An 18,025-nucleotide genomic window follows, 5' to 3' on the forward strand; every position below is an offset into this window, starting at 1 on the left:
CAGATCTCTTCGGATCTGGGCGATTTCGCGTCTGCTCGCCAGTCAGTCCGGACCGGTGTTGCGCAACCACGCCACCGCCCGGTCGCGGTAGCCGATGATGCCCTTGTACTCGGCCATGTCGTCGGGCAGGTCCGCGAGCACCGCTGCCGTACGCTGCCGCCACGGCTCGTGCAGGGCGAGGTCGGCCAGCGGCAGCAGATAGGTGCGGATGAGAAAGCAGATCGACCCGGACTCCGGCAACCGGATCAGATGCTGGACCTCCACCCGCAGATGCACCAGTTGCCCGAACCGCTCGTCGGACACCGACCGGATCGCCGTCCGGTCCGGGCCCCACTCGGGATAGCGCTCTGTCGAAACATCGAGGCGCCGACCGATCGTCAGGGTCCAATTCGTGCGCCGATAGGTCTCCCCCGGTTGCAGGCGCAGCAGGAACTCCCGCGCGCGGGTGATCACACCCGTCTCCCGCAACCGCGGCACCGGTCCGTGAATCTCCAGGAACGTCATCCCCACGTCGAATCCGAACGACCAGTCGGCCGCGAACGTGACCACCCCAGCATCGCCGAACAGGTCACCGTCGCGCTGATCGAGCAGGACGATGTCCTCCTGAACCTGACCGGCGATGTAGGCCAACGGCGGCGCCGGCAGGGTGTCCTCGTCACCGACGACGAAATCCTGGACGATGCCCAGTCGTTCGTTGCGCCACCGCCATCCTGAACCGTGCCGTTGCAGCGACATGGTGTCCGGATACGCTGCGGCCATCTCCCGCATCAGGTGCAGCATCGTGTCCCAACACGCCGGTCGCATGTGCGGCAGCACCGTGCACCTCGTGGGATCCGCTGCCAGAATTGCTGCACGCTCGGCCAATTCGGTTTCGTATTCGCTGTCGATGTCGACGACCCGCTCTCCCCAGCGCCCAGCCGGGGTGAGTACTGCCGCACCGGCCGGCTCGACATTGGTGCTGTAGCGGTACTGGTCGGCGGTGAAGGGAAACGGGAACGCCTCGCACAGGTCGGCGGCGGAGATCACAGGGCCAGCTCCAGACTGCCGCCGTGCGCCCGGGACACGCAGGCCATCATCACGTTGCCCACCTCCTTCTCGTCATCGGTCAGATACAGGTCGCGGTGGTTGATGACGCCGCGCACCACCGGGATTCGACATTCCCCGCACACACCGCGCCGGCACAGGCTGGGTACGGCGATGCCACGGCTTTCGAGCGCGTCGAGCAGCGACACCCCGGAGTCGACGGTCAGCGCCGTCCCGGTGGACGACAACCTCACCTCGAACGGTTCGCCCGGATCGAGCGCATCGGCGCCGAAACGCTCGACGTGGATGCGGCTCTGCGGCCACCCGTGCATGGTCGCGGCCGCGGTGACAGACTCGATGAAGGCGGCCGGGCCACAGACATACAGGTGGGTGCCCAGCGGTTGATCCCCCAGCTCAGCGGTCAGCTCGGCGAGGAACGATGCGCGGTCGGTGTGTATCGACGCATGCTCGGTGAGCCGGCGAGCCGTATCGGCATGAACCCCACGGCCGGGGCGATGGAGGTAGAGCAGACGTGCGTCGTGTCCCCATCTCCGGGCAAAGCGGAGATGCGAGACCATCGGGGTGATACCGATTCCGGCTGCCACCAAGAGGTGACGGCGGGCGCGGAGCACCGGAGCGAACGCGCTGCGTGGTGGCCGTGCGAGCACGGTGTCTCCCACGGTGAGCTCGTCATGGATCCAACGCGATCCGCTGCGCGAGTCGTCGTTCCCGCTGCGCAGTACCGAGATGACATAGGCCGCTGGCGCGGTCCCGTCACCGGTCAACGAGTACGCGTTCGCGGGGGCACCCGGTCCTCCGCATTCGATGACGATGTGGCTGCCCGGGGCGAACGACGGCAGGGCAGCTTCGTCGGCATGGGTGAGGGTCAGTGTCCGGACTGCGTCGACGGAGTCGTCGATGGCCGCGACGGTGAGTTTCAGAGTGCTCACAGCGCGACCTGCTCTTCGGCGTCGAGCATGTACCCGAGATGGGCGCCTTGCCGACGCGAAACATGGTAGTGCACAAACAGATTGCGAGCGCACCCGTCGCAGACCACGACCTCTTCCACATCGACGACGGCGACGGTGACGGTTCGACAGTGGGCGCACTGGACGGCGCGGCGGTTGGTCTCGGTGGTGGCTACGGTGATCTCGTCGTCGGCCACCCCGGCGGTGACGGCTTCGGCGCGCACCTTCAGGCACGCGTGCGCGGGGCCCGCGACCATCAGCCGCCACCCCACCCGGGCAGCGGATGAGTCGGCGCGCAGTACCTCGCAGGCGGCATCGCCGCCGTCGTCGGCCAGTTCGTATATGCGCCCACGGAAATCGACTGCGCTGTCGCCGATTTCGCGCTGCCACTGTCGCGCCACCTGGATTCCGTCGGCGCCGATCGCGATGATCGTCCAGCTCCGACCGGACAGGTCAGCGGCGGGGCGACTGGTGGTCGTCGCCCAGACGGGCACACTGGTCAGTTCGAGCGCAGGTCTCACGACTCCTCCGGAACACCGACAGTTGACATGGTTGCCGTTCAGGAAACCAGCGGTGCGTTTCGTGTGGATGACCGTGCTGTCTCATCCGTTTGACGGTTCGACTGGATAGGGTCCGTGCCATGGCAGCACGGATTGTCGTCGTCGGCGCGGGCATCGCTGGGTTGACGACGGCGGTGGCGCTGCGTCAGGCGGGCCACGAGGTGTCGGTCCTCGAGCAGCGCACGGACCTCAGCAGCGGAGCGGGGATCAGCATCTGGCCCAACGCGCTGGCCGCGCTGGACGAGCTGGGCCTCGGTGACGCCGTGCGCGACGCCGGCGGACGGGTCAGTGCCGGCGCGCTGCGGTGGCGCGACGGGTCGTGGCTGCGCCGACCGGCTGCGCAGCGCATGGTCACCGCCCTCGGGGAACCGCTGGTGGTGATCCGTCGGGCGGCGCTGACCGACATCCTGCGCGCAGGCCTGCCCGAGGACGCGGTGCGCACCGGCGTGTCGGTCACCGGGGTGACGCTCACCGAATCATCGGTTCGGTTGATCACCGCCGACGGTCGCGTCGAGCATGCGGATGCCGCGATCGGGGCGGACGGCGTCGGTTCGGTTCTCGCAAAGGCACTCAACGGACCACTGCGCAGCCGTTACGTCGGCTACACCGCCTGGCGCGGGGTGGCCGCCCATCCCCTGGATCCCGAGCTGTCCGGGGAGACGATGGGTGCGGGCGCCGAGTTCGGTCACGTGCCACTCGGGGACGAGTACACCTATTGGTTCGCGACCGAGCGGGCGGCGGAGAACAGCAGCGCCCCTGAGGGAGAGCTTCCCTACCTGCGCCGCAAGTTCGCCGGATGGGCCGACCCGATCCCCGCGCTGATCGACTCCACTCCCCCTGCCGACCTGCTGCGCAACGATCTCTACGACCGCGCTCAGGCGCGGCGATGGGCGCGCGGACCGGTGGTCCTCGTCGGCGATGCCGCCCATCCGATGCGACCGCATCTCGGCCAGGGTGGTTGTCAGGGCATCGAGGACGCGGTGATCCTGGCCCGCTTCGCGGCGCCGGGGACCGATCTGCCGGTGGCGTTCGAGCGGTTCGCGCGGTTCCGGCGGCGACGGGTCCTGCCGCTGGTGCGGGAGTCGGCGTTGATCGGACGGGTGGTGAACCTGCGGCCCGCGGCGCTCAGCGGCGCCGCCAGTCGCGCGTCAGCCCTGATTCCCGAGGCGGTGGTGACTACTCATCTGTCGTCCATCGCGGCGCGGAGAGCGTTCCGGCTGCCCACGCCGGCGGTCGTCACCGGGCAGCGCGGGGCATGAAGATCGCGGTGCACATCTTGCGCAGATCCACGATGCCGCCGAACACCGAGGTCGGCATTCCCGCACACCCGTTCGCGCGCACCGGGGTGGTGGCCGGCGCGGGCGCCTGATTCCAGCCTGCGGCGGTCAGGCCTTTCGGACCGCACTTCGGCCAGGCTTTGAGGCCTTGGGTACGCAGGACGTTCTCCGCCACGCGGATCTGCTCGGAGCGCGTGGCCGTCGCAGGGTTGCCCTGGCCGCCGTTGGCCGCCCAGGTGGCCGGCTTGAACTGCAGGCCGCCGTAGTGGCCGTTGCCGGTGTTGACGGCCCAGTTGCCGCCGGACTCGCAGTGCGCGATGGCGTCCCAGTTGACCGAGTCAGCGTGGGCGGTGGCCGTGGAATCCCCGAGGGCCATCGGAACGATGGCGAACGCTCCGGAGAGTGCGGTGGCCATGAGGCCCTTCGTGACAAGCTTTCTGATGTTCATCGTGCGGTCCTTCCCCGACCGTGTGACTCAAGGTCCGCGAGTGAGGTGGTGTTGCGTTCTCACGCTGCGGTTGTCCGGTCTGTCGGGTGACTCACATCACGTGTTACCTGAGGTGCGAAAGTTTTAGGCGTTGCTTATCTGACATAAGAGACCACTGAGAAACAAGAGGCGGTGCCGGCGTGATGCCGGCACCGCCTTCTTGTTCGCGTCCGCTGAAAAGATCAGCCGCGCGAGCCGCAGGTCGGCCATGCACCGATGCCCTGCGTCTGCAACACATTCTCCGCCACCCGGATCTGCTCTTCACGGCTGGCGTTGTGCGGCGAACCCGAGCCACCGTTGGACTGCCAGGTGCTCATGGTGAACTGCAGTCCGCCGTAGTAACCGTTGCCGGTGTTGATGGCCCAGTTCCCGCCGGACTCACACGCGGCCACCGCGTCCCAGTTGACGCTGTCCGCGTTGGCCGTTCCCGCCGCCAGCCCGGTCACCAACGGCGCCACAGCGAGGGCGCCCGCGAAGGTGGCCAGTCCAAGGGTCTTGCGGATGTTCTTCAACTTCGATCCTTTCGCCGAGCGCATGCCAACGAACGGCCGCGCACATACGCGGTCCGCACTGCCTGTCCTCAGGCCTGTGGTCAGGTCGCGCCGTCTCGGTCAGGCGCAACTGGGTGGGTCGGCAACCCGCCGGGCCTTCAGGTCCGACGCCGCGGAGGCTCACAGCCACTCGCGGTGCCCCACACACGCTGGTTCGTGGTTTTGGGTTATTTGCTCTTGTTTGAGCCGGTTTGGACCGTACAAAGCGTTCGAAGCAAAGTCATGTCGGCCTCGACAGGTGTCACGTACAGATCACGGAATGATCACGACCGAAATAGAGACATGTCTCCGCTGGTCATCGCCGGGTTTTACGCGACCGTTCGTTTCGGTACGGCACCCCATCAACGTGACTCAAATCACGGCCGAAATGTGAGCCAGCGCACGCTTGATCATGGCGAAATGCGGCTAGCGGCACCCAAAACACCGTCGTGCACCCGAAAATCACGCGCCAGAGAGCCCCGCTCGGCAGACGATGCGGTTCGCTGAGACTCCATCGATGTCATCGCGAAATCTGTTGCGGGCCATCGCTTCCTCGACGCATGAGAACGAGTTCCGTTGGTGCGCCGACCGTTTCGATATTCCGTTCGCCACATCGGTGGTCATCGTCAACGCGCAATTGCGCTGTCGGGCACGACTTCATCACTCGTCTTGGACTTCCCGGCCTCGCCGAACTCCAGCAGGGCGAGCACGAATCCCATTGCGGTACAGCGGTATTCGACCGTACGCTTAGCTCAGAGGCGGGACCAACCTCCAGACGCTCCGCACGCGGCCTGGAGCAGATTATTTCGGAAACATCTCGACAGTATTTACCATACTAATTCGCAATTTGGATGACCGAATTCCGCCATTATTGAATTTCTAATTTGCTAGGTCAAGCTGGGAGGTTCGACAGCGGCGAGATCCGCCGCGGTGTTGACGTTGGTCAAGGCCGGCTGCTCGGGCAGCACGATGCGTTGGGTGTCGACACGATCGACCAGTGAGCGCATGCTGCGGTGCCCCGCGTCGATGAGGTCGGTCACCGTAGCGCTGAGCGCGGTGCGATAGATTCCGGCCAGATAGTGGTCACGACCGTCCCAGGGCAGCACCGCGTCGACACGCAGGCGACGGGCCGGCTCGCTGAGGACGTCGATGATGTCAGCGCTCAGCAGCGGCATGTCCACGGCGCAGACGAAGGCATACTCGAGACCCGCCTGTTCGGCAGCGCGCAGGCCTGCGCCCGTCGCCAGCAGCGGGCCGACGCCGCGGACCTGATCACGCAAAACAGACGCGGCGGGCAGCTCGGGCAGGGCCTGGCCCGGAGCGGCGATGACGAAGACGGGGCTGCAGCGCGCCGCGACGACGTCGACCACGCGCTCGACCATCGTGACGCTGCCCGATGAGGTGGCCACCGGAAGGGTGGCTTTGTCACGGCCCATGCGCCTGGAGGCGCCCCCGGCCAGCACCACGGCGGCCAATGGCAGCGAGGACGTCACACGGTGACGTTAACCCACCGAACCGCGTTGGGACGTTAGCCGATCAGTCGACCGTCCACGTGTCCTTGCCGCGCAGCAGCGCCTGCAGGGCGCCCTGGTCGTGTGCCCGGGACTCGCGCGCGGTGGCGATCTGCTCGCGGGCGGCGTCATCGTAGGTCGGCTTGCTGACCTGACGGAAGATACCCATGACCATGTGATCGAGGTTCTGCTCGCTCAGCCGCGACAGCGCGAAGGCGTATGCCGGGTCCTCGATGGTGGCGTCGTGCACCACGATCTGGTCGGCCGGCACGTCGGCGGTCTTGGCGATCTCCAGGCCGAACCCGGACTTCACCACGGCGTACGCACCGTCGGTGCCGAACGTGATCGGCTCACCGTGGGTGAGGTTGATCAGCCGGTCCTCGGCACCTTCCTTGCGCAGCGCGTCGAAGGATCCGTCGTTGAAGATCGGGCAGTCCTGCATGATCTCCACCAGGGCGGCGCCGCGGTGCTGTGCGGCACCGCGCAGCACCTCGGACAGGCCCTTGCGGTCGGAGTCCAGCGCGCGACCCACGAACGTGGCTTCCGAACCCAACGCCAGCGACACCGGGTTGAACGGATGATCCAGCGATCCCATCGGCGTCGACTTGGTGACCTTGCCGACCTCAGAGGTCGGCGAGTACTGACCCTTGGTCAAACCGTAGATCCGGTTGTTGAACAACAGGATCGTGATGTTGACGTTGCGACGCAGCGCGTGGATCAGGTGGTTACCACCGATCGAGAGGGAGTCGCCGTCACCGGTGACCACCCACACCGACAGGTCGGGACGCGCCAGCGCGAGCCCGGTCGCGATCGTCGGGGCACGCCCGTGGATCGAGTGGAAGCCGTAGGTCTCCAGGTAGTACGGGAACCGACTCGAGCAGCCGATGCCGCTGACGAACGTGATGTTCTCGCGGCGCAGCCCCAGCTCGGGCAGGAAGTTGCGGATCGTGTTGAGGATGACGTAGTCACCGCACCCCGGGCACCAGCGGACTTCCTGGTCGCTGGTGAAGTCCTTGGCCTTCTGCGGCTGGTCCGTGGTGGGCACCAGGCTGGTCTTCGTCAGAGGCGTCAGACCCAGGTCTCGATGGTCGTGGCCGATCAGGTCAGTCATGCGTTCGCTCCCACACCCGTCGCATCGGCAGCGGCAGCCGGCACCTCGATGGTGGCGGCGGCCAGCCGTGCGAACTTGGCTTTCTCGTTTTCCTTCTCCCCGAGCGTCCCCTCGAGTGCGGCATCGATGATGCCCTCAACCTCGTCGGCAAGGAAGGCCATGCCTTCGACCTTGGTCACCGACTGCACGTCGACGAGGTACCGACCGCGCAGCAGCAGGGCCAGCTGACCCAGGTTCATCTCCGGCACCACGACCTTGGAGTACTTGTTGAGCACCTCGCCGAGGTTGGCCGGGAACGGGTTCAGGTGCCGCAGCTGCGCATGGGCAACCTTGATGCCCTTGCGCCGGGCGCGCCGGCAGGCTTCGCCGATCGGGCCGTAGCTGCTGCCCCAACCGAGCATCAACAGGTCCGCATCGCCGGTGGGATCGTCGACCTCGAGGTCGGCCACCTTGATCCCGGCGATCTTCTCCTGGCGCAACCGCACCATCAGGTCGTGGTTCTTCGGCTCGTAGGAGATGTTGCCCGAGCCGTTCGCCGACTCCAGGCCGCCGATGCGGTGGGCCAGACCGGGTGTGCCAGGCACGGCGAACTGACGGGCCAGCGTCTCCGGGTCGCGGGCGTACGGCGCGAAGGGCTCACCCTCCTTGGCGAAGGTGTGCTCGATGGCCTCGTAGTCCGTGATGTCCGGAATGCGCCACGGCTCCGAACCGTTGGCGATCGCGCCGTCGGACAGGATCATCACCGGGGTGTGGTAGTTGATCGCGATCCGTGCGGCCTCCACCGCGATGTCGAAGCAGTCCGAAGGCGACCGCGGAGCCAGCACCGCGACCGGCGATTCGCCGTTACGCCCGAACATGGCCTGCAGCAGGTCGGCCTGCTCGGTCTTGGTCGGTAGGCCGGTCGAGGGTCCGCCGCGCTGCACGTCGATGACGATCAGGGGCAGCTCGGTCATCACCGCCAGGCCGATGGCCTCCGACTTGAGCGAGATGCCCGGACCCGACGTGCTGGTGACGCCCAGAGCGCCGCCGTAGGAGGCGCCGATGGCCGCGCCGATGCCGGCGATCTCGTCCTCGGCCTGGAACGTCATCACATTGAAGTTCTTGTGCTTGGACAGCTCGTGCAGGATGTCCGACGCCGGTGTGATCGGGTAGGTGCCGAGCACGACCTGCAGGTCGGCGAGCTGTCCGGCCGCGACGATGCCGTAGGCCAGCGCGGTGTTCCCCGAGATCTGGCGGTACTCGCCGGTCTTGAGCCGGGCCGGCGCCACCTCGTAGGTGGTGCCGAACGCCTCGGTGGTCTCGCCGTAGTTCCAGCCGGCCTTCAGCGCCAGCACGTTGGCTTCGGCGATCTCCGGCTTGCGGGCGAACTTCTCGCGGATGAACGCCTCGCTGTGCTCGAGTTCGCGGCCGTACATCCACGACAGCAGACCCAACGCGAACATGTTCTTGGCGCGCTGGCCGTCCTTCTTGCTGGCGCCGATGGACTCGACAGCGCCGAGCGTCAGCGTGGTCATGGCGACCGCCTGCACGACGTAGTCGGACAGCTCATCGTTCTCGAGCGGGTTGGCGTCGTAGCCGACCTTCGCCAGGTTGCGCTTGGTGAACTCGTCGGAGTTGGCGATGATCAGCCCGCCACGCGGCAGGTCGGATACGTTCGCCTTCAACGCCGCCGGGTTCATGGCCACCAGCACGTCGGGGCGGTCGCCCGCGGTCAGGATGTCGTAGTCGGCGATCTGGATCTGGAACGACGAAACGCCCGGCAGTGTGCCCTGAGGGGCGCGGATCTCTGCCGGGTAGTTGGGCTGCGTCGCCAGGTCGTTGCCGAAGAGTGCAGCTTCCGAGGTGAATCGGTCACCGGTCAGCTGCATACCGTCGCCGGAGTCACCGGCGAATCGAATGACGACCTTTTCCAGCTTCTGCCGAGGCGCTCGGGACGCGCCGCCGTTCTCTCCCACTCGCCTGCCTTCCGTTGCTGCTCGGCTCAAGTTTTTGGCAATTGCCCATCGAGTCGCAGTCACTGCGATGCGCCGTCGTGTGGACCGCACCAGAGTTTGGTGTCACTGCCAGTACCGATTATGGCACTTCTTTAAGGCTGCCCTATACCGGACGCGCCCCGGATTCGCCGGTGGCCACTACCCAAACACACTGTTCAATGGGCATCCTGCACAACACAATGAGACAAAAGTGTGTTGTTCGTCACGTCGATGCGACACGTCGTGTGGATGCGCATCTCTTAGAAAACGTTACCTGCCAGTAGGCGGCAGCCGGCGCCTTCCCAGCAGGTCGCAGGCTTGCCGGCCCGTCCTGCCCGGCGGGCGTCGGCAAATCTCAGGACGGATCCGCCTGCTCGACGACCACCGTCCTGCGCTCGTGCCAACGCAGCCGCAGGAGCAACAGTCCGCGGTGCGCACGCCATCCCGCCGACAGCGGATCGCGCCACACGGGCACGTTCGCGGACGAATCGAGGTCGCGGTCCATGCCGTTCATTGTGCCGCGCAGAGGTACGGGCGGCCTTGCGAGCGCGGTCACAGGAGGGTGTCGGACCCATGAACATTCGTCGGTGCGGGCGGACGCCACAATGGACGCATGCTCCCCAGCCACACCATCGAATCCGACGCGAGGATGCGCTAGATGGGCCGCGTGACGGCACGCCGGCGCATTCACCATGTCACCGCCGATACCGCCGTGGCCCGCCCCGAGACACTCGTGGTCGAAGAACCCTTGGAGATCCGCGTCAACGGGGCCCCGATCACCGTCACCATGCGCACTCCCGGGTCGGACGTCGAACTGGCACAGGGGTTCCTGCTGACCGAGGGCGTCGTCGGCCGCCGTGAGGACATCGCGTCGGTGCGCTACTGCCGCGGCGCCGTGGAGGACGGCTCAGGACTGTCCCAGAACACCTACAACGTGCTCGACGTGACGTTGGCGCCCGGCGTGCCCCCACCCGCGGTCGACCCGACCCGCAACTTCTACACGACGTCGTCGTGCGGCGTCTGCGGAAAGGCGTCGCTGGACGCCGTCGAGCTGATCAGTCGGCACTCCCCCGGCGACGATCCCGCGACGGTCACCGTGGAGACTCTGGCCGCCCTACCGGACAAGCTGCGGAAGGCCCAGAAGGTGTTCGCGGCCACCGGAGGCCTGCACGGCGCAGCGCTGTTCACATCCGACGGCACCACGCTGGTCGTCCGCGAGGACATCGGCCGACACAACGCCGTCGACAAGGTCATCGGCTGGGCACTGGAGCAGGGACGCATCCCACTGGCGGGTGCCGTGCTGCTCGTCAGCGGTCGCGCATCCTTCGAGCTCACCCAGAAGGCGGTGATGGCGGGCATCCCGATCCTGGCCGCCGTGTCGGCGCCGTCCTCACTGGCCGTCGACCTGGCGGCTCAGTCCGGTCTGACGCTGGTGGCGTTCCTACGCGGCGAATCGATGAACGTCTATACCCGGGCGGACCGCGTCGCGGTCTGAGGTACCAGACGACGAAAGTGCACCCACCGTCGTCAGCCACCGGGCTGAGCGACGATCAGTGCACCTTCGCCTGAAAAGTCGTCGTCAGGCGGTCTTGTCGCGACGCTCGCTGCGCGACGGCTTGCGCGGCACGATCGTCGGCAACACGTTGTCCTCGACGGTCTCCTTGGTCACGACCACCTTGGCGACGTCGTCGCGGCTCGGGATGTCGTACATCACCGGCAGCAAGACTTCCTCCATGATGGCGCGCAGCCCGCGTGCACCCGTGCCGCGGTGAATGGCCTGATCGGCGATCGCCTCGAGCGCGTCCTGGGTGAACTCCAGCTCCACACCGTCCATCTCGAAAAGGCGGGTGTACTGCTTGACCAGCGCGTTCTTCGGCTTGGACAGGATCTGGACCAGCGAGTCCTTGTCCAGATTCGTCACCGAGGCGACCACGGGCAGACGACCGATGAACTCCGGGATGAGACCGAACTTGATCAGGTCCTCGGGCATGACCTCGGCGAAGTGGTCCTGCGTGTCGATGTCGGCCTTCGAGTGCACCTCGGCGCCGAAGCCCAGGCCCCGCTTGCCGACGCGGTCGGACACGATCTTCTCCAGACCGGCGAACGCCCCGGCGACGATGAACAACACGTTGGTGGTGTCGATCTGGATGAACTCCTGATGCGGATGCTTGCGTCCGCCCTGCGGGGGCACCGACGCCTGCGTGCCCTCCAGGATCTTCAGCAGCGCCTGCTGCACACCCTCACCGGAGACGTCGCGGGTGATCGACGGGTTCTCGCTCTTGCGGGCGATCTTGTCGACCTCGTCGATGTAGATGATGCCGGTCTCGGCGCGCTTGACGTCGTAGTCGGCGGCCTGGATGAGCTTGAGGAGGATGTTCTCGACGTCCTCACCGACGTAGCCGGCCTCGGTGAGTGCCGTCGCGTCCGCGATGGCGAACGGGACGTTGAGCATCTTGGCCAGCGTCTGCGCCAGGTAGGTCTTGCCGCAGCCGGTGGGGCCGAGCATCAAGATGTTGGACTTGGCCAACTCGACGGGCTCCGAGCGGGAGTCACGCGACTTCTCGCCGGCCTGGATGCGCTTGTAGTGGTTGTAGACCGCCACAGCAAGGGTGCGCTTGGCCGTGTCCTGGCCGATGACATAACCCTCGAGGAACTCCCGGATCTCGGCCGGCTTCGGCAGCTCGTCGAGCTTGACGTCGTCGGCGTCGGCCAGCTCCTCTTCGATGATCTCGTTGCACAGGTCGATGCACTCATCGCAGATGTAGACACCGGGGCCGGCGATGAGCTTCTTCACCTGCTTCTGACTCTTGCCGCAGAACGAGCACTTCAGCAGGTCGCCGCCATCTCCAATGCGTGCCATGGTGTTGGGGTCCTACTTCCTGTCGCCGTCGATTGTCCATCGTTTCGGTGGCGTGCACCGGGACGTCTTAGGTGTTGCCTCGACGCTACCTGCTGTCTCCGTCGCTGTGCGACCGATAACCCGAATAGCGCCGGTGGTATTCAGCTGTGGTGGCGACAACATATCGCCTGATCCATCCGGGAGGGTCCTGCAACGCACACCGTGTCTCTGGCGTGTCGCCGCCGTTACCCGACCGAGAGTACCCAAGCGGGCAGCGACCACCCGGCAAACGGTTCTGTGATCGCCGGTGGCCGTCGGCTCGGTCGGCGATACTCTGCGGCATGACCACCCTCGCCGACGCCTTCGCCTTGGCCCGCAACGACAACGGACTGGCCGTGGTGTCGACGCTGCGCGCGGACCTGACCATCCAGTCGTCACTGATCAATGCCGGGCCGCTACCTCATCCGTCGTCCGGCGAGCCGGTCCTCGGATTCGTGACCTACGGCCGGGTGAAGTTGACCAACCTGCGGTCGCGCCCACAGATCACCGCGACGTTCCGCCGGGGCTGGCAGTGGGCCGCCGTCGAGGGCACCGCCGAACTGGTCGGCCCGGACGACCCGCAGCCGTGGTTGGTTTCCGACGACGCGCTGGCCCGCCTGCTGCGGGACATCTTCACCGCAGCAGGCGGCACCCACGACGACTGGGACGCCTACGACCGCACGATGCGCGAACAGCGTCGCACGGCCGTCCTCATCACTCCGACGAGGATCTACAGCAACGGGTGACCGGCGGCGTCAGGCCTTCTGGGCCGACAGCTTGCGGTAGGCGAGCACCGTGTCGATGATCCCGTACTCCTTGGCCTGCTCGGCGGTCAGGATCTTGTCGCGGTCGGTGTCCTTGCGGATCTGCACGGGGTCCTTGCCGGTGTGACGCGCGAGGGTCTCCTCCATCAGCGTCCGCATCCGTTCGATCTCCGCGGCCTGGATCTCCAGGTCGGAGAACTGACCCTGGATGACGCCGCCGAGAGCGGGCTGGTGGATCAGCACGCGGGCGTTGGGCAGCGCCAGGCGCTTGCCCGGTGTGCCGGCGGCCAGCAGCACAGCTGCGGCCGAGGCCGCCTGCCCGAGGCACACGGTCTGGATGTCGGCGCGCACGTACTGCATCGTGTCGTAGATCGCCATCAGGCTCGTGAAGGAGCCGCCGGGTGAGTTGATGTACATCGTGATGTCGCGGTCGGGATCCAGCGACTCGAGCACCAGCAGCTGCGCCATGATGTCGTTGGCCGACGCGTCGTCGACCTGCACCCCGAGGAAGATGATGCGTTCCTCGAACAGCTTGTTGTACGGGTTGGATTCCTTGACACCGAAGCTCGAGTGCTCGATGAACGACGGCAGGATGTACCGGGCTTGAGGCATCATTTCAGGGTTCATTTGTCGAGTCCCGCTCCTGGTCCTTCGCCGTTGACGCTGGCGCTGGTGATGATGTGGTCGACGAAGCCGTACTCGAGGGCCTCCTGCGCGGTGAACCAGCGGTCCCGGTCGGAATCAGCTTCGATCCGTTCGATGGTCTGTCCGGTGAACTCGGCGTTCAGACGGAACATCTCTTTCTTGATCTGGGCGAACTGCTCGGCCTGGATGGCGATGTCGGCCGCCCCGCCGGTGATGCCGCCCAGCGGCTGGTGCATCAGGATGCGCGCGTGCGGCAGGGCGTAGCGCTTGCCCTTGGTGCCCGCGGCGAGCAGGAACTCGCCCATCGAGGCGGCCATGCCCATCGCGTAGGTCGCCACGTCGCACGGCGCGAGCACCATGGTGTCGTAGATCGCCATGCCGGCGCTGATCGAACCGCCGGGCGAGTTGATGTAGAGGTGGATGTCCTTGGTCGGATCCTCCGCTGACAGCAGAAGGATCTGCGCGCACAGCCGGTTGGCGATGTCATCGTCGACCTGGGAACCCAGGAAGATGATGCGCTCAGCCAGCAACCGCTCATACACCGAGTCGACAAGGTTGAGGCCCGATGAGGCGCCACGCATGTCCGTCACGACTGGATACCTGCTTTCTGTGTGTACTTCCGACGCGGTGACCGGTCTTACGAATGACACTAACGAACGCGCGCCGCCGGGGAGTCCCCAGACGTCGCGCGTTCGCTCAGAGCATCACTTGGTGTCGTCGTCTGCCGCGGCGTCCTCGGCGGCGGTCTCCTCGGCCGGCTCTTCCGCGGCAGCCTCGTCGGCAGCCTCATCCTGCTCACCCGACGGGCCGAAGAACTCTGCGGTGTCGATCTCGTTGCCGTCGGTGTCGGTGACGGTCGCACCGTGCACCACCGCAGCGACGGTCAGGCCGCGACGCACATCGGCGAACATCGCCGGCAGCTGATTGTTCTGCTGCAGCACCTGGATCAGTTGCTGGGGCTCGAGGCCGTACTGCCGCGACATCAGCACCAGGCGCTCGGTGATGTCGTTCTGGCCGACCTGGATGTCGAGCTTGTCGGCGATGGCGTCCATGAGCAGCTGGGTCTTGATCGCCTTCTCGGCGTTGGTGCGGTTCTCGGTGTCGAACTCCTCGCGGCTGCTGCCCTGCTCGGCCAGCGCCTCGGCGAACTTGTCCTCGTCATGGTCGAGGTTGTGGATCGCGTTGTGCAGCGTGTCGTCGATCTGCGCCTGCACGACGTTCTCGGGCAGCGGCACCTCGGTCTGAGCCAGCAGCTCTTCGATGGCCTTGTCGCGGATCTCCTCGGCCTGCTCGACCCGCTTGACCCGGCTGACCTTCTCGCGCAGATCGGCCTTCAATTCGTCGATGGTGTCGAATTCACTTGCCAGCTGGGCGAATTCGTCGTCGAGCTCGGGCAGCTCGCGCACCTTGACCGACTTGAGGGTGACGGTCACCTCGGCTTCGCGGCCGGCGTGCTCGCCGGCCACCAGCGTGGTGGTGAAGACCTTGCTCTCGCCCTCCTTGAGGCCGACGAGCGCCTCGTCCAGACCGTCGATCAGCTGCCCGGAGCCGACCTCGTGGGACAGCCCCTCGGTCGCCGCCTCCGGGACGTCCTGGCCGTCGACGGTGGCCGACAGGTCGATCGAGACGAAGTCGCCGTTCTCGGCGGCGCGCTCGACGCCGACGAGGGTGCCGAAACGCTTCTGCAGCGACTCGAGCTCGGCGTCGACGTCCTCGTCGGAGACGCTGATCGGGTCGACGCTGATCTTCAGCGCGGACAGGTCCGGCAGGTCGATCTCGGGACGGACGTCCACCTCGGCGGTGAACACCAGCTCCTCGTTGTCCTCGAGCTTGGTGATCTCGATCTCGGGCTGGCCCAGGGGCTGCAGCGACGACGAGCTGACCGCCTCGCTGTAGCGGCCCGGCAGCGCGTCGTTGACGACCTGCTCGAGCACCGCGCCGCGGCCGACGCGCGCCTCGAGCAGCTTGCGCGGCGCCTTGCCCGGGCGGAAGCCGGGCAGGCGGACCTGCTTGGCGAGCTGCTTGAACGCGCGGTCGATCTCCGGTTCGAGTTCGGTGAAGGGCACCTCCACGTTGATGCGAACCCGCGTCGGGCTCAACTTCTCGACGGTGCTCTTCACGTTGCTTACTCCTCTATGTCTGTATGGCGGATGGTTCCGGTCGGGGTGACAGGATTTGAACCTGCGGCCTTCCGCTCCCAAAGCGGATGCGCTACCAAGCTGCGCTACACCCCGGTCGCCGCTGCGTGCAGCGTTTGACCACCCGGCGATACTACGGCCTGAGCACCGCGCAGCCATATCCAGCCGGGTCGGGACCCTGACTGGATTTGAGTTGAGTCGGCCGGTACAGTCTGCCGGTACTGTCAGCTGGCAGTACATGCGGGCGTAGCTCAATGGTAGAGCCCTAGTCTTCCAAACTAGCTACGCGGGTTCGATTCCCGTCGCCCGCTCCAAGTGGTCGCGTGACTCAGCGACCGCATTTTGCGGCACGTCTGCGCCAAACTCTGCGCCGCGCCCGTCGGCGCACGTCGCGGTGGCCGTCGAAGTTCTCCCGAGCCGGCCCGGTCCGCCGCTGCGTACGGCGTCGCACCACGACCCTGCACACGGTGCCGGCCGAAGCCGAACCAGGGCCGGTCGACCCCGCCCGGAATCCCCGGCCTGACTGCGGGCTGCGTCACTCCCGAACAATTCGACCACCCCGGATGCGGATATGTCGCCCTCGGGTGGGTAACCGGGACCGGACCGAACGCTGCCGAGGGGAGGATGTGTGCACGATCATGTGGCCGAGCTCTCGTTCTTCGGTATCGGCCTACCCCAGCTGATGGCCACCGGCGACGTCGTCTCGGTGCGCTTCGGCCCCGGCGACGTCATCTTCGGCGACGGTGACGACACCGGACGACTGTTCCTCATCGCGGCCGGACGCGTACGCATCGGCCTGCACCGCGCCGACCGCGAGTGCTTGTTCAGCGTGCTCGGCCGCGGCGAGATCTTCGGCGAAGAAGCCGTGTTCGACCCCGGCCCGACGTGCACGTGCGCCACCGCGATGACCGAGGTCTACGCATTCTCGGTGGGCCGCCGGGCGATCATCTCGCTGCTGGTCGCCAACCCCGCTGCCGCGCAACAGATCATGCGGGCCATGGCCCGGCGCGTCCGGCGGCTGTCGGGCAACATCACCGACACCGTCTACGCCGACGTCAGCGCCCGCGTGGCCAAGCAACTGCTCGCACTCGCGCAACGGTTCGGCACCCAGGAGGACGGCGCGATGCGGGTGCCGATGGAGCTGACCCAGGAGCAGTTCGCCCAATTGGTCGGCACCTCAAGGGAATCGGTGAACAAGGCGCTGTGCGAGTTCGTCGAGCGCGGCTGGATCAGCACCCACCGCGACGCCATCGTGATCAAGCAGTCCGAACCTCTGGCCACCCGCATGCAGGGAGCCCGGCGACCCGGTCGACGCAGTCGACAACCCGAGATGGCAGGAAGGTGATCAGGTGCAAATCGAGGTGACGTTCGTCGGCAACGCGACGACGCTGATCCGGTGCGGCGACATCACGTTGCTCACCGACCCGAACTTCCTGCACCAGGGCCAGCACGCTTATCTGGGCTACGGGTTGGTGTCCAAACGACTCAAGGCGCCCGCACTGACGATCGACGAATTGCCGCCGCTCGACGGAATCGTGCTGTCGCACATGCACGGTGACCACTGGGACCGCGTCGCCCAGAAGAACCTCGACCACGATCTACCCATCATCACCACTCCGCATGCGAGAAAGCGTCTCCACAAGAGGGGCTTTCACCGAGCCCATGGTCTGCAGACGTGGCAGGAGCACAAGGTCCGGAAAGGCGACGTCGCCCTGACGATCACCGCGTTGCCCGGACGCCACGCGCCGACGCCGCTGAATCGTCTTCTGCCTCCGGTCATGGGCAGCATGCTCGACTTCGCCTCCGTCGACGGAACCCGCCGGCGCCGCCTCTACATCTCCGGGGACACTCTGCTGATCGACGAACTCGCAGAGATTCCCGTGCGCTTCGAGTCCATCGACGCCGGTGTCCTGCACCTCGGCGGCACCCGACTGCCGGCAGGCAATCGGCTGCCCTTCGGGCTGACCGTGACCATGGACGGCCGCCAGGGAACGGAGCTGACGGCACTGTTGGGGCTGCCCAAGGTGATTCCCGTCCACTTCGACGACTACGGGGTCTTCGCCTCCCCCCTGTCGGATTTCATGACGGCGATGGCCGACCGCGGTCTCGACGACCGCATCGTCGAAGTCGACCGCGGCCAGACCATCACCGTCTGAGACA

The 18,025-nt window shown here is 66.4% G+C and carries 17 protein-coding genes, 2 tRNA genes and 1 pseudogene; 6 read left to right on the forward strand and 14 right to left on the reverse strand.

Translation table 11 applies throughout. From position 1 onward, the window contains the following. Positions 1-42: 42 nt before the first annotated feature. The 3 genes from ACQI46_RS14015 to ACQI46_RS14025 are packed head-to-tail and all read right to left on the reverse strand — an operon-like array spanning position 43 to position 2,512. On the reverse strand, positions 43-1,026 hold the full coding sequence (locus ACQI46_RS14015) for a heme-dependent oxidative N-demethylase family protein (RefSeq protein WP_427094615.1): 984 nt from the start codon (positions 1,024-1,026) through the stop codon (positions 43-45). Then, positions 1,023-1,973 carry a PDR/VanB family oxidoreductase gene (locus ACQI46_RS14020; protein ID WP_427094616.1) on the reverse strand — a complete coding sequence of 317 codons (951 nt, stop codon included), beginning with the start codon at positions 1,971-1,973 and terminating at the stop codon, positions 1,023-1,025. The genes ACQI46_RS14015 and ACQI46_RS14020 overlap by 4 nt, the downstream gene beginning before the upstream one ends. Beyond that, complete coding sequence (locus tag ACQI46_RS14025) at positions 1,970-2,512, reverse strand: dimethylamine monooxygenase subunit DmmA family protein (protein ID WP_427094617.1); 543 nt, start codon at positions 2,510-2,512, stop codon at positions 1,970-1,972. The genes ACQI46_RS14020 and ACQI46_RS14025 overlap by 4 nt, the downstream gene beginning before the upstream one ends. A gap of 119 nt (positions 2,513-2,631) precedes the next feature. On the opposite strand from ACQI46_RS14025, the gene ACQI46_RS14030 reads away from it, so the two are divergent. Then, a complete protein-coding gene (locus ACQI46_RS14030) occupies positions 2,632-3,810 on the forward strand; it encodes an FAD-dependent oxidoreductase (protein WP_427094618.1) in 1,179 nt (392 codons plus the stop codon). Here ACQI46_RS14030 and ACQI46_RS14035 read toward each other — a convergent pair. The 6 genes and pseudogenes from ACQI46_RS14035 to ACQI46_RS14060 all read right to left on the reverse strand — a co-directional run bounded on the left by ACQI46_RS14035 (position 3,788) and on the right by ACQI46_RS14060 (position 9,945). Beyond that, the gene (locus ACQI46_RS14035; RefSeq protein ID WP_427094619.1) at positions 3,788-4,276 is read right to left on the reverse strand and encodes a transglycosylase family protein; all 489 of its coding nucleotides are present in this window, start codon (positions 4,274-4,276) and stop codon (positions 3,788-3,790) included. The two genes, ACQI46_RS14030 and ACQI46_RS14035, sit on opposite strands and share 23 nt — an antisense overlap. Positions 4,277-4,497: 221 nt before the next feature. Next, positions 4,498-4,731 (reverse strand): annotated as a pseudogene (locus ACQI46_RS14040) (transglycosylase family protein); the annotation flags it as partial. A 1,001-nt stretch (positions 4,732-5,732) separates the two neighbouring features. Beyond that, positions 5,733-6,338, reverse strand: a complete 606-nt coding sequence (gene mobA / locus ACQI46_RS14045; protein ID WP_427094620.1) for a molybdenum cofactor guanylyltransferase — start codon at positions 6,336-6,338, stop codon at positions 5,733-5,735. Positions 6,339-6,381: 43 nt separating this feature from the next. After that, on the reverse strand, positions 6,382-7,467 hold the full coding sequence (locus ACQI46_RS14050; RefSeq protein WP_427094621.1) for a 2-oxoacid:ferredoxin oxidoreductase subunit beta: 1,086 nt from the start codon (positions 7,465-7,467) through the stop codon (positions 6,382-6,384). Beyond that, entirely contained in the window at positions 7,464-9,422 is a 1,959-nt protein-coding gene (locus ACQI46_RS14055; protein ID WP_427094622.1) for a 2-oxoacid:acceptor oxidoreductase subunit alpha, read from the reverse strand. The genes ACQI46_RS14050 and ACQI46_RS14055 overlap by 4 nt, the downstream gene beginning before the upstream one ends. A 373-nt stretch (positions 9,423-9,795) precedes the next feature. After that, positions 9,796-9,945, reverse strand: coding sequence for a hypothetical protein (locus ACQI46_RS14060; protein ID WP_427094623.1), 150 nt, complete (start codon positions 9,943-9,945; stop codon positions 9,796-9,798). Between the two features lie 153 nt (positions 9,946-10,098). On the opposite strand from ACQI46_RS14060, the gene fdhD reads away from it, so the two are divergent. Beyond that, positions 10,099-10,935, forward strand: coding sequence for a formate dehydrogenase accessory sulfurtransferase FdhD (gene fdhD / locus ACQI46_RS14065; RefSeq protein ID WP_427094624.1), 837 nt, complete (start codon positions 10,099-10,101; stop codon positions 10,933-10,935). Between the two features lie 84 nt (positions 10,936-11,019). On the opposite strand, the gene clpX is transcribed toward fdhD, so the two are convergent. Further along, entirely contained in the window at positions 11,020-12,300 is a 1,281-nt protein-coding gene (gene clpX / locus ACQI46_RS14070; protein ID WP_427094625.1) for an ATP-dependent Clp protease ATP-binding subunit ClpX, read from the reverse strand. A gap of 320 nt (positions 12,301-12,620) precedes the next feature. On the opposite strand from clpX, the gene ACQI46_RS14075 reads away from it, so the two are divergent. Further along, the gene (locus ACQI46_RS14075; protein ID WP_427094626.1) at positions 12,621-13,064 is read left to right on the forward strand and encodes a TIGR03618 family F420-dependent PPOX class oxidoreductase; all 444 of its coding nucleotides are present in this window, start codon (positions 12,621-12,623) and stop codon (positions 13,062-13,064) included. 9 nt (positions 13,065-13,073) lie between these two features. Here the strand turns inward: ACQI46_RS14075 and ACQI46_RS14080 are convergent, their stop codons facing one another. The 4 genes from ACQI46_RS14080 to ACQI46_RS14095 form a co-directional block, all read right to left on the reverse strand. Then, positions 13,074-13,709 (reverse strand): ATP-dependent Clp protease proteolytic subunit, encoded by a 636-nt coding sequence (locus tag ACQI46_RS14080; RefSeq protein ID WP_427094627.1) that lies wholly within the window; start codon positions 13,707-13,709, stop codon positions 13,074-13,076. Further along, entirely contained in the window at positions 13,706-14,308 is a 603-nt protein-coding gene (locus ACQI46_RS14085) for an ATP-dependent Clp protease proteolytic subunit (protein WP_427094791.1), read from the reverse strand. The genes ACQI46_RS14080 and ACQI46_RS14085 overlap by 4 nt, the downstream gene beginning before the upstream one ends. Positions 14,309-14,431: 123 nt before the next feature. After that, positions 14,432-15,847 carry a trigger factor gene (gene tig / locus ACQI46_RS14090; RefSeq protein WP_427094628.1) on the reverse strand — a complete coding sequence of 472 codons (1,416 nt, stop codon included), beginning with the start codon at positions 15,845-15,847 and terminating at the stop codon, positions 14,432-14,434. 40 nt (positions 15,848-15,887) lie between these two features. Further along, a tRNA-Pro gene (locus ACQI46_RS14095) sits at positions 15,888-15,961 on the reverse strand. A 144-nt stretch (positions 15,962-16,105) separates the two neighbouring features. Here ACQI46_RS14095 and ACQI46_RS14100 point away from each other — a divergent pair. The 3 genes from ACQI46_RS14100 (at position 16,106) to ACQI46_RS14110 (ending at position 18,021) form a co-directional block, all read left to right on the forward strand. After that, a tRNA-Gly gene (locus ACQI46_RS14100) sits at positions 16,106-16,179 on the forward strand. Positions 16,180-16,493: 314 nt separating this feature from the next. Further along, a complete protein-coding gene (locus ACQI46_RS14105; RefSeq protein WP_427094629.1) occupies positions 16,494-17,210 on the forward strand; it encodes a Crp/Fnr family transcriptional regulator in 717 nt (238 codons plus the stop codon). Positions 17,211-17,214: 4 nt separating this feature from the next. Beyond that, a complete protein-coding gene (locus ACQI46_RS14110) occupies positions 17,215-18,021 on the forward strand; it encodes an MBL fold metallo-hydrolase (RefSeq protein ID WP_427094630.1) in 807 nt (268 codons plus the stop codon). Positions 18,022-18,025: the final 4 nt, after the last annotated feature.

This window comes from Mycobacterium sp. SMC-4, assembly GCF_050205565.1.
In the GTDB taxonomy this organism is placed as follows: domain Bacteria; phylum Actinomycetota; class Actinomycetes; order Mycobacteriales; family Mycobacteriaceae; genus Mycobacterium.